Source organism: Pseudomonas sp. A-R-19 (assembly GCF_019956575.1).
Taxonomy (GTDB): Bacteria; Pseudomonadota; Gammaproteobacteria; order Pseudomonadales; family Pseudomonadaceae; genus Aquipseudomonas.
Genome location: NZ_JAHBDR010000123.1, coordinates 1 through 10,561, shown reverse-complemented (window position 1 = coordinate 10,561; position 10,561 = coordinate 1). Strand labels below are relative to the sequence as shown.

The following is a 10,561-nucleotide window of genomic DNA, read 5'->3' as shown; positions in this document are numbered from 1 at the left end:
GTTTCAAGATTGTGGTTACCTGGGCTAAGGTGTTGGCATAGCCCAAAGCCCATCGAGCCTCCATGTCCTTCCTCACCCGCACCCACCCTCGCCTGTCCGCCGCCATCCTGCTGGGCATCGTGGTGGGCTTGCTGGTTCCGGCCGGTTCGCCGATCAGCAAGATCCTCATCGGCTGGAATACCGGTGTCTGGGTCTACCTGCTGCTGATGGTCTGGCTCACTGTGCGTTCGAAAGCGACCGACGTGAAACGCATCGCCGAAATCGAAGACGAAAACGCCGGGCTGGTACTGGCGCTGGTGAGCATTGCGGCACTGGCCAGCCTGGCGACCATCACCTTCGAACTGGCCGGCAGCAAAGACCTGGAAACCACGCGCAAGTTGATGCATTACGGCTTCACCGCGCTGACCGTTATCGGCTCATGGCTGCTGATCGGGGTCATCTTCAGCCTGCATTACGCGCGGCTGTATTACCTCTGGGACGGCAAGGAGCCGGCGCTGCGTTTTGCCGAAGGGCTGACGTCCCCCAACTACTGGGACTTCCTGTACTTCTCGTTCACCATCGGCGTGGCGGTGCAAACCTCGGATGTCGGCGTCGCCACGCAGGGTATGCGCAAGATAGTGCTCGCGCAGTCGTTGATCGGTTTTTTGTTCAACACCGCCATTCTCGGGTTCTCAATCAACATCGCCGCGGGCCTGTTCGGCTGACGACTGCACAAACGTTCTAGGCATGGCCCTCGGTCCGGAGGTTAAATAGCCCGGTAAACCGTATCGCAGGTGCCCCATGACTTCTCACAACTGGATCGACCTGACCCAGGACGCCGACACCGGCATCGAGACCCTGCGCGCGCATTTCGAAGGCCATGCCTATGACCCGCACTGGCACGACAGTTATCTGGTGGGGGTCACCGAGCAAGGCGTTCAGCAATTCAATTGCCGAAGGGCCAGGCACCAGAGCACGCCGGGCAAGGTGTTCCTGCTCGAGCCCGGTGACATCCATGACGGTGAAGCGCCGACCGTCGATGGTTTCACCTACCGCATGCTGTACCTCGACCCGCAGTGGTTGCAGCGCGAACTCGGCGCCGTGTTCGAGCATGCCCCCGACAACAGCCAGCTGAGCTTCGCCGCCACCCTGGCCTGCGATGCCCGCCTGGCCCAGGCCACCAGCCTGGCGTTTGAAACCTTGCACCATGGCGAGCTGAAGATCATCCGCCAGGCCGCCCTCGACGGTTTGCTCGAACGCCTGACCAGCCACTTGCACTGGCGCGCTCGCGATGGCCAGGACCCGCGTCTGCCACGAGTGGCGCAGAAGGCCCGGGAATACCTGCATGCCAACGCGCAATACGACATCGGCCTCGACCAACTGGCCGCCGTCACAGGCGTCGACCGCTTCCGCCTGACCCGCGCGTTCAAGGCCGCTTACGGCATGGCGCCCCACGCGTACCTGGTGCAATTGCGCCTGGCCACCGCCCGCCGACTGCTGGCCCGTGGCGAACAACCGGCCACGGTGGCGATGCAGTTGGGTTTTGCCGACCAGAGTCATCTGGGGCGCTGGTTCATGCGCGCCTACGGCCTGACACCGGCGCTGTACCGCAAACGCTGCTCAAATCTTCCAGACAGGCAGGCCCGTGGATTGTGAAGATCGACTTCACAGATCTTCACTGGAGTTAGCCTGCAATGCTGTCCTCTTTCCCGACGTTACTGCCGTTCTTGCTGTTTGCCTTTGTCGCTTCGATCACCCCCGGCCCGACCAACATCCTGGTGCTCAGCAACAGTGCCCGATACGGCTTGCGCGCCGCCATGCCGATCATCTTCGGTGCCTGCGCCAGTGCCGCGACACTCGTGCTGCTGGTGGGTACTGGCGTTGGTTCGTCACTGACGGCATGGCCTGCACTGCAAAGCGTCATGCAGTGGGTCGGGGTAGCGTGGCTGAGTCATCTGGCCTGGCAGATTTTCCGCGCCCCGGCTGCAGCCATCAGCCTGGGAAAAACCGAAGATCGATTGGGCTGGATGGGCGCCGCCAGCCTGCAATGGATCAACCCGAAAACCTGGATGATGGCGCTGGCGGTGGTCAGCGTCTTCGCCGGCGCTGGCGAAGACCGCTTCGTGCACGTGATGAACCTGTCCTTGGTGTTTTTCCTGGTTTCCTTGCCCTGCCTGGGTGTTTGGGCGCTGCTCGGTGCCGGTTCAAGCCGCTGGTTGCGTTCACCCTCTGCAATGCAACGCTTCAATCGCTGCATGGGCCTGTTGTTGCTGGGTTCAGCGTGGTTGAGCGTGCTGGCCTGAACCCCACTTGTCGATCATTGTTCGACAATCAAGCATTGGGGACTTGACGGCGAATCGGCTTTTGGTGTCTTCTGAAACCGGTTTCAGTGCTGTCTCACGAAGCACTCGACCTTATAAATCCAATAAGAAGGTTTCAGACCGTGAATGATTTCTCCGCCGCCCAGCGCAGCCGCGTGACCATGCTCGACGTGGCCGAACACGCCAAGGTCTCCAAGGCCAGCGTATCGCGGTTCATTGGCGAGGATCGTGCCCTGCTCTCCGATGCCATCGCCCAGCGCATCGAACAGGCCATTGCCGAACTCGGCTATCGCCCGAACCAGATGGCCCGCGGCCTGAAACGCGGGCGCACCCGCCTGATCGGCATGCTGGTGGCCGATATCCGCAACCCTTATTCGATTGCCGTGATGCACGGGGTGGAAACCGCCTGCCGTCAGCACGGCTATAGCCTGGTGGTGTGCAACACCGACCGCGACGACGAGCAAGAGCGCCAACACCTGGCCCTGCTGCGCTCGTACAACATCGAAGGCCTGATCGTGAACACCCTCGGTCATCACCGTGACGAATTACACGAACTGCACCGGGAAATGCCCCTGGTGCTGGTGGATCGCAAGGTCGAGCACCTTGAAAGCGATATGGTCGGGCTGGACAACCCGCAGGCCGTCGAGATGGCCCTCGCCCATCTTGAAGAGCGCGGTTATCGCGATGTGTTGCTGGTGACTGAACCGTTTGACGGTACCAGCTCGCGGATCGAGCGGGTCAACAGCTTCAAGGCGCAAATCGAACAGCGCCCGGCGCTTCGCGGCACCTCGATCGAAACCGGCAGCGAACTGACCACTCGCCTGAAAACCTTCCTCGACACGCCTGGCCCGGGTCCGAAAGCGCTGTTTTGCGCGAACGGGATCGCGGCGCTGGCCAGCACCCATGCGTTGCGTGAACTCAAGATCAACCTGTTTGATGACCTGGGCCTGATCGCCCTCGATGACCTGGATTGGTACCCGTTGGTGGGCAGCGGCATTACCGCCCTCGCGCAGCCGACCACCGAGATCGGCGCCAGTGCGTTTGAGTGTCTGCTCAAGCGACTGCGCGGGGATGACGGGGCGGTGCGGACGCTGGATTTTTCGGCGCGGCTGGTTGTTAGGGGGTCGACCCTTGGAAATTTTCGGTGAATGTCCCGGCCTCTTCGCGGGCAAGCCCGCTCCCACAGTGATCGGAGTAGAACACTCATCTTGTGTACGACATCACCCCCCTGTGGGAGCGGGCTTGCCCGCGAAGAGGCCCGAAAGACCAACACACAATTGCCTGATATTTTTTTGAACAAAAATGAAACCGGTTTCAGAGGTATAAAAACAATGAACAGACCAGCCGTTTCCATCAGCCTTTCCAGCTACGGCGCCGACCTTGTGCGTCAACGTGGCCAGGGCAGCTTCATCGGCATTCTCGCCGCCGCCGGCGCCACGCGCATTGAGTGGCGCGAAGAACTGCTGACCCTCGAGGACCCTGCTCAACTGGCCGATGCCACTCAAGCAGAAGGTCTTGAGAGCGTGTATTCGTCACCCATGGAGCTATGGCTGGCCGGCCAATCCAGGCCCAACCCCGAACTGCTCACGGCCCTGCAACGCGCCCGGGCGTTCGGCGCCAAATGGCTGAAGGTGTCGCTGGGCTACTTCACCGAAAACAGCGATCTGCAAACCCTCGCCCGAGTGCTGGGCGAAAGCGCCGTGCAGTTGCTGGTGGAAAACGACCAGACCCTGCACGGCGGCCGCATTGAACCCTTCCAGCGTTTTTTCGCGGACGTCGAGCAGCACAGGCTGCCGATCAAAATGACCTTCGATATCGGCAATTGGCACTGGCAGGACCAGTGCGCCGCCAGCGCCGCGCGGTTGCTTGGTCGTCACGTCGGTTATGTGCATTGCAAGGCGGTCACGCGCCGTGCCGACGGCAAACTCGTCGCCATCCCACCCGCCGTCAGTGACCTGCAACAGTGGGAACACCTGCTGCGGCACATGGCCCAAGGCGTTATGCGGGCCGCGGAATATCCGCTGCAAGGCGATGACCTGGTGCAACTGACCACCGAGCACGTCGCTGCCCTCGCCCACCTCGGCCAATCGCAGCTGGAGAGTGCTCATGTCTGAGATCGATATTCTGTCCTTTGGCGAGACCATGGCGATGTTCGTCGCCGACCAGGCCGGTGATCTGGCCAGTGTAGGTGCTTTCCACAAACGCATTGCCGGCGCTGACAGCAACGTCGCCATTGGCCTTTCCCGATTGGGCTTCAACGTGGCATGGCTGAGCCGTGTCGGTGCCGATTCGTTGGGCCGGTTCGTGGTCGACACCCTGGAAAAACAAGGCCTGGATTGCCGCCACGTCGACATAGACACCGCCCACCCGACCGGCTTTCAACTCAAGTCGCGCACCGACGATGGCAGCGATCCGGTGGTCGAGTACTTCCGTCGTGGTTCGGCGGCCAGTCACCTGTCGCCGCACTCGATCGTGCCCGAATTGCTCAAGGCCCGACATCTGCACGCCACCGGCATTCCCCCGGCGCTGTCGGAGTCGGCGCGGCAGATGTCGTTCGAATTGATGACCCGCATGCGCGAGGCCGGGCGCAGTGTGTCCTTCGACCCGAACCTGCGCCCGAGCCTGTGGGCCAGCGAACGACAAATGATCACCGAGATCAACCGCCTCGCCGCCCTCGCCCATTGGGTGCTACCGGGGTTGAGCGAAGGTCGCTTGCTGAGCGGTTTCGAAGACCCGGCCGACATCGCCGCCTTCTACCTCGACCAGGGCGCCGAAGCCGTGGCGATCAAGCTTGGCCCGCACGGGGCTTACTACCGCACACATGTAGATCAAGGTTTCGTGGCGGGCGTGCCGGTGGCAACGGTGGTCGATACGGTGGGTGCCGGCGATGGTTTTGCCGTCGGCATGATCAGCGCGCTGTTGGAAAACCAAAGCGTTGCCGAAGCCGTGAAGCGGGCCAACTGGATTGGCAGCCGGGCGGTGCAGAGTCGGGGGGATATGGAGGGGTTGCCCACACGATCCGAAATGGTCAGCGAATTTGAGATCGCCATCGCGAGCAAGCCCGCTCCCACAGGGGATGTGTGTCGAACGTAGATCCAATGTAGGAGCGGGCTTGCCCGCGATGAGGCCCGTGCAGTCACTGAAGATTTAAACCGTTACCTGCTGCGACAAAAACAACAAGCTCAGGAGCACCACCATGAAAACCGCAACGCTCGCCACCCGCCGCTGGTGGTACATCATGCCCATCGTGTTCATCACCTATAGCCTGGCCTACCTCGATCGCGCCAACTACGGGTTCGCCGCCGCCTCCGGCATGGCGGCCGACCTGATGATCACCCCAGGCCTGTCGTCGATGCTCGGCGCGCTGTTCTTCCTCGGCTACTTTTTCTTCCAGGTCCCCGGCGCGATCTACGCGCAGAAACACAGTGTGAAGAAGCTGATTTTCGTCAGCCTGATCCTCTGGGGCAGCCTGGCGACGTTGACCGGGATCGTCTCCAATGCCTACTGGCTGATCGTCATCCGCTTCATGCTTGGCGTGGTCGAAGCCGCAGTGATGCCGGCGATGCTGATCTACCTGTGCCACTGGTTCACCCGCGCCGAACGCTCGCGGGCCAACACCTTCCTGATCCTCGGTAACCCGGTGACCATGCTCTGGATGTCGGTGGTCTCGGGCTATCTGGTGCAGCACTACAGCTGGCGCTGGATGTTCATCGTCGAAGGTTTGCCAGCGGTGTTGTGGGCATTCATCTGGTGGCGCCTGGCCGATGATCGTCCGTCCCAGGCCAAGTGGCTCAACGACCAGGAAAAACAGGACCTGGAATGCGCATTGGCCGCCGAACAGGTTGGCATCAAGGCCGTGAAGAATTACGCCGAAGCGTTCCGCTCACCCAAGGTGATCATCCTGGCCCTGCAGTTTTTCTGCTGGAGCATTGGCGTGTACGGCTTCGTGCTGTGGCTGCCGTCGATCCTCAAGGCCGGCGCGCAGATGGACATGGTCCAGGCCGGCTGGCTGTCGGCGCTGCCCTACCTGGCGGCGGTGATCGGCATGCTGCTGGTGTCCTGGGGTTCGGACAAGCTGCAAAAACGTAAACGTTTCGTCTGGCCGCCACTGCTGATTGCCTCGATTGCCTTCTATGGCTCCTACGCCTTGGGTGCCGAACACTTCTGGTGGTCCTACACCCTGCTGGTGATTGCCGGCGCCTGCATGTACGCGCCTTACGGACCGTTCTTCGCGATCATTCCGGAGATCCTCCCGGCCAACGTCGCCGGCGGCGCCATGGCGCTGATCAACAGCATGGGCGCCCTCGGTTCCTTTGGCGGTTCGTATCTGGTCGGTTACCTGAACAGCTCCACCGGTTCGCCCGGCGCCTCGTACCTGTTGATGAGCGGCGCACTGATGTTTTCGGTGGTATTGACGACTTTCCTCAAGCCCGGCGCCAGCGATCGGGAGCGGCCCACGGCCACGGTAACGCGCACCGCCACGGCACATTCCTGAATTGAAGTTGAGATCTCTAAGATGAAAAAGCAGGTCGTCCTGTACAAGAAACTCTCGCCGCTATTGATGGCTCGCCTGCACGAGCAGGCCGAAGTGACGCTGATCGAAAACCTTGATGCCGAGGGCCTGGGCAAACTGCGCGATGCCCTGCCCCGCGCCCACGGTTTGCTGGGTGCCAGCCTGAAACTGGATGCCGAACTGCTCGACCTGGCACCCGACCTCCAAGCCATTGCCAGCGTCTCGGTGGGTGTCGATAACTACGACATCGACTACCTGACCCAGAGGCACATCCTGCTCAGCAACACGCCGGATGTATTGACAGAAACCACCGCCGACACTGGTTTCGCGCTGATCCTGGCAACGGCCCGGCGCGTCGTGGAACTGGCAAACATGATTCGCGAAGGCAAGTGGACCCGCAACATCGGCCCCGCGCATTTCGGCAGCGACGTGCACGGCAAGACCCTGGGCATCATTGGCATGGGCCGCATTGGCGAGGCCCTCGCGCAGCGCGGGCATTTCGGCTTTGGCATGCCGGTGATCTATCACAGCCAGTCACCGAAACCGGCGGTGGAACAGCGGTTCAATGCGCAATACCGAAGCCTGCCGGAGCTGTTGCAACAGGCCGACTTCGTTTGCCTGACGTTGCCGCTGACTGCGCAAACCGAAGGGCTGATCGGTGCAGAACAGTTCGCCCAGATGCGTCCCGAGAGCATCTTCATCAATATTTCACGGGGCAAGGTAGTGGACGAAACAGCGCTGATCGAAGCCTTGCGTGCGGGGCGGATTCGCGCGGCGGGGCTGGATGTATTCGAACGCGAACCGTTGAACCGGGACTCGCCGTTGTTGCAGTTGAACAACCTGGTGGCGACACCACACATCGGCTCGGCCACCCATGAAACACGGGAGGCCATGGCCAGATGCGCGGTGGACAATCTGTTGGCAGCGCTGGCGGGGGAACGTCCGGCCAATCTGGTCAACGCCCGAGCGTGGAAAGCTTGAGGGATCAGGCGCGGCGCGCGACCAGCAAATCCGCCGCGCACAGGGCAATGCGTCGGCAGGCATCCGCCAGTTTGCCGCGGTCCACCACCAGCCCGATGCGGATATGCCCCGCCGCGCTCGGGCCGAAGGCTTCACCGGCCAGCACCGACACGCCATAGCCCTCCAGCAGGCATTCGGCGAAGCGCTGGGCCGACAACCCGGTCTGGCGTACATCGACCATCACGAACATGCCGCCATCCGGGCGAATCGGCTTGAGGCCCGGACATTGGCCCAGGCTGGCACACACCAGGTCACGCCGCTGGCGATACTCTTCACGCATCGAGGCCACTTCCGGCAGGTCCCGGTCCAGGGCCAACTGCGCGGCGTTCTGCACGAAATCCGGAATGCCGAACAGCATGCTCAGGGACAAATTGACCAGGTGCCCGGCCATGGGTTTGGGCCCGATCACCCAGCCCACCCGCCAACCGCTCATGGCATGGGACTTGGATAGGCTGTTGATCGTCGCCGTCCGCTCGGCCATACCCGGCAGGCTCGCGGGGCTGATGTGCTGGCCTTCGAACAGCAGATCGCTGTAGACCTCATCGCTGATCAGCCACAAATCGTGACGAATGCACAGCGCCGCCAACTCCTGCCAGATGGCCAGCGGCAAACTGGCGCCGGATGGATTGTTCGGACTGTTGAGCAGGATGGCGCGTGTCTTCGCCGTGATCCGCGCCGCGACATCCGCCGGGTCGACGCGAAAACCGTTCTGCGGGCGTACCGGCACCGGGACCACTGTGGCCGCACACGCACCGATCACGCCTTCATAGGTCACGTACATCGGCTCGGCGACAATCACTTCATCGCCCGGATCGAGCAAGCATTGCGCCACCGAATACACCGCACACTGCGCGCCCGGAAAGACGATCACATGATCGGCGTCCACCACCTGGCCACTGCGTTGCCGATGCCGGCGCGCGATGCTATCGCGCAGCCCTCGACTGCCGCGGACTTCGGGGTAGTGCGTATCACCGGCCAACAGGCTGGCGATGGCGGCCTGGACGATGGGTTGTGGCGTATCGAAATCCGGGTCGCCGATTGACAGCAACAGGACATCGACGCCCTGTTCGCGCAATTGCAGCGCTCGATCGTGAATCTGCCAGGCCGCCGCTCCGTCACCGGCAATTCGTTGGGTCAAGGCTGAGTAGCGCATGTCGGTCTCCTATCGCGCGGGTGCTCCCAGCCACAACCCTATCTCAAATCACGAAACACGCCACCATGGCTTTCAATTCCACCACCAAATCGGCTGGCGGAGCTTTTGTGGCGAGGGGGCTTCCCCCCGTTGGACTGCGAAGCAGTCCCGCTTTTTGCCTGGTAAATCCCGTATACGTATTGCGGCTGCTGCGCAGCCGAACGGGGCGATGCGGCGTTCCGACAAGCCCCCTCGCCACAGAAAGCCACAGAAAAACTCTCAGCCGCAGCGGACAGCCATCCGCCAGACACGCGCGATATCGGTCGCCCGTTCACGCAGCAGACGCGGCGCCTCGGCACAGGCCTGCTCCAGGGTCATCGGCCCGCTTGCCAGGGCAAACGCAGCGTCGATGCCATGCTCATAGAGTGCCTGGTACCCGTCGCCCAGTGTGCCGGCGATGACGATGACCGGCACGGCGTGCTGGCTGGCGACACGCGCCACACCAAACGGCGTCTTACCGCGCAGGGTTTGCGCATCGAAACGTCCTTCGCCGGTGATCACCAGATCGGCGCCTGCAACCGCCTCGGCCAGGCCTACCAGTTCGCCAACCACCTCGACCCCGGCCTTGAATTGCGCGCCCAGGAACGCTTTGGCGGCAAACCCCAGGCCACCCGCCGCGCCGCTGCCCGGTTCGTCGCGAACGTCCTTGCCCAAGGCAGTCGCGCAATGCTCGGCAAAGTGCCCCAGTGCCCGGTCAAGCTGTTCGACCTGCACCGGCGACGCACCTTTTTGCGGGCCAAAAATCGCCGAGGCACCGTGGGGGCCGCACAGCGGATTATTGACGTCGGCGGCGATGTCGAAGCGCACCTGCGCCAGACGCGGATCGAGGTCGCTGAGGTCGACGCGGGCCAGTTGCGCAAGGGCGAGCCCACCCGGTGACAGCGTCTGCCCCTGGGCGTCCAGCAATTTCACACCCAGCGCCTGCATGGCACCGGCGCCGCCGTCATTGGTCGCACTGCCGCCAATCGCCAGGATCACCCGTTGAGCACCGGCATCCAGCGCGGCGTGGATCAATTGCCCGGTGCCGAAGGTGCTGCTGATGCACGCATCCCGCTGCGCCACCGGGACCAACTGCAAACCACTGGCCTCGGCCATTTCGATGATTGCGGTGTGGCTCTGCGGCAACCAGCCCCAGGCGGCTTCCACCGTGGCCCCCAGCGGCCCGCGCACCAGGGTACGACGCAATTGGCCTTCGCACGCGGCAAGAATCGACTCGACAGTCCCTTCCCCACCGTCGGCCATCGGGCATTTGATCAATTGTGCATCCGGCCACACCTGTGCCAATCCCAATGCAATGGCATCGGCCACGCCTTGAGCGCTGAGGCTGTCCTTGAACGAATCGGGGGCGATCACGATTTTCATGGGAATTCTCCAGTTCCAATGTCCACATGCTGCCAGCCGCCATGAACAATAACGCCGGTCCGCTGCACAAACGGCAATGAGGATTATTGTTCATTTCCACAAAGTACCTGCTTTTTGTGGGAGCGGGCTTGCTCGCGAAGGCGGTGTGTCAGCAGCATCAATGTTGTTTGACCC

General features: G+C 62.3%; 10 protein-coding genes. 8 read left to right on the top strand and 2 right to left on the bottom strand.

Features of this window, described 5'->3' with window-relative positions; genetic code table 11:
* The first annotated feature begins 62 nt into the window (after positions 1-62).
* The 8 genes from KGA88_RS30550 (at position 63) to KGA88_RS30515 (ending at position 7,794) form a co-directional block, all read left to right on the top strand.
* On the top strand, positions 63-704 hold the full coding sequence (locus KGA88_RS30550; RefSeq protein WP_223596490.1) for a DUF1345 domain-containing protein: 642 nt from the start codon (positions 63-65) through the stop codon (positions 702-704).
* Positions 705-780: 76 nt separating this feature from the next.
* A complete protein-coding gene (locus KGA88_RS30545) occupies positions 781-1,635 on the top strand; it encodes an AraC family transcriptional regulator (protein ID WP_110658403.1) in 855 nt (284 codons plus the stop codon).
* A gap of 38 nt (positions 1,636-1,673) precedes the next feature.
* Positions 1,674-2,282, top strand: coding sequence for a LysE family translocator (locus KGA88_RS30540; protein WP_110658404.1), 609 nt, complete (start codon positions 1,674-1,676; stop codon positions 2,280-2,282).
* 140 nt (positions 2,283-2,422) lie between these two features.
* Entirely contained in the window at positions 2,423-3,448 is a 1,026-nt protein-coding gene (locus KGA88_RS30535; RefSeq protein ID WP_110658405.1) for a LacI family DNA-binding transcriptional regulator, read from the top strand.
* A 183-nt stretch (positions 3,449-3,631) separates the two neighbouring features.
* Positions 3,632-4,414, top strand: a complete 783-nt coding sequence (locus KGA88_RS30530; protein ID WP_223596488.1) for a sugar phosphate isomerase/epimerase family protein — start codon at positions 3,632-3,634, stop codon at positions 4,412-4,414.
* Positions 4,407-5,393, top strand: coding sequence for a sugar kinase (locus KGA88_RS30525; RefSeq protein WP_411740876.1), 987 nt, complete (start codon positions 4,407-4,409; stop codon positions 5,391-5,393). Before KGA88_RS30530 ends, KGA88_RS30525 begins: the two co-directional genes overlap by 8 nt.
* A gap of 103 nt (positions 5,394-5,496) precedes the next feature.
* A complete protein-coding gene (locus KGA88_RS30520; RefSeq protein WP_223596486.1) occupies positions 5,497-6,795 on the top strand; it encodes an MFS transporter in 1,299 nt (432 codons plus the stop codon).
* Between the two features lie 21 nt (positions 6,796-6,816).
* Entirely contained in the window at positions 6,817-7,794 is a 978-nt protein-coding gene (locus tag KGA88_RS30515; RefSeq protein WP_223596484.1) for a 2-hydroxyacid dehydrogenase, read from the top strand.
* Positions 7,795-7,798: 4 nt separating this feature from the next.
* Here KGA88_RS30515 and KGA88_RS30510 read toward each other — a convergent pair whose 3' ends face one another.
* Together KGA88_RS30510 and KGA88_RS30505 are read right to left on the bottom strand one after the other, a co-directional pair.
* Positions 7,799-8,986, bottom strand: a complete 1,188-nt coding sequence (locus KGA88_RS30510) for a pyridoxal phosphate-dependent aminotransferase (RefSeq protein ID WP_223596481.1) — start codon at positions 8,984-8,986, stop codon at positions 7,799-7,801.
* 258 nt (positions 8,987-9,244) lie between these two features.
* Positions 9,245-10,387, bottom strand: a complete 1,143-nt coding sequence (locus KGA88_RS30505; RefSeq protein WP_110662275.1) for a glycerate kinase — start codon at positions 10,385-10,387, stop codon at positions 9,245-9,247.
* Positions 10,388-10,561 lie beyond the last annotated feature (174 nt).

Excerpts from the sequence above, each read along its gene's own strand:
- KGA88_RS30550 (WP_223596490.1), top strand. The coding sequence starts at position 63 with ATGTCCTTCCTCACCCGCACCCACCCTCGCCTGTCCGCCGCCATCCTG.
- KGA88_RS30545 (WP_110658403.1), top strand. The coding sequence starts at position 781 with ATGACTTCTCACAACTGGATCGACCTGACCCAGGACGCCGACACCGGC.
- KGA88_RS30540 (WP_110658404.1), top strand. The coding sequence starts at position 1,674 with ATGCTGTCCTCTTTCCCGACGTTACTGCCGTTCTTGCTGTTTGCCTTT.
- KGA88_RS30530 (WP_223596488.1), top strand. The coding sequence starts at position 3,632 with ATGAACAGACCAGCCGTTTCCATCAGCCTTTCCAGCTACGGCGCCGAC.
- KGA88_RS30525 (WP_411740876.1), top strand. The coding sequence starts at position 4,407 with ATGTCTGAGATCGATATTCTGTCCTTTGGCGAGACCATGGCGATGTTC.
- KGA88_RS30520 (WP_223596486.1), top strand. The coding sequence starts at position 5,497 with ATGAAAACCGCAACGCTCGCCACCCGCCGCTGGTGGTACATCATGCCC.
- KGA88_RS30515 (WP_223596484.1), top strand. The coding sequence starts at position 6,817 with ATGAAAAAGCAGGTCGTCCTGTACAAGAAACTCTCGCCGCTATTGATG.
- KGA88_RS30510 (WP_223596481.1), bottom strand. The coding sequence starts at position 8,986 with ATGCGCTACTCAGCCTTGACCCAACGAATTGCCGGTGACGGAGCGGCG.
- KGA88_RS30505 (WP_110662275.1), bottom strand. The coding sequence starts at position 10,387 with ATGAAAATCGTGATCGCCCCCGATTCGTTCAAGGACAGCCTCAGCGCT.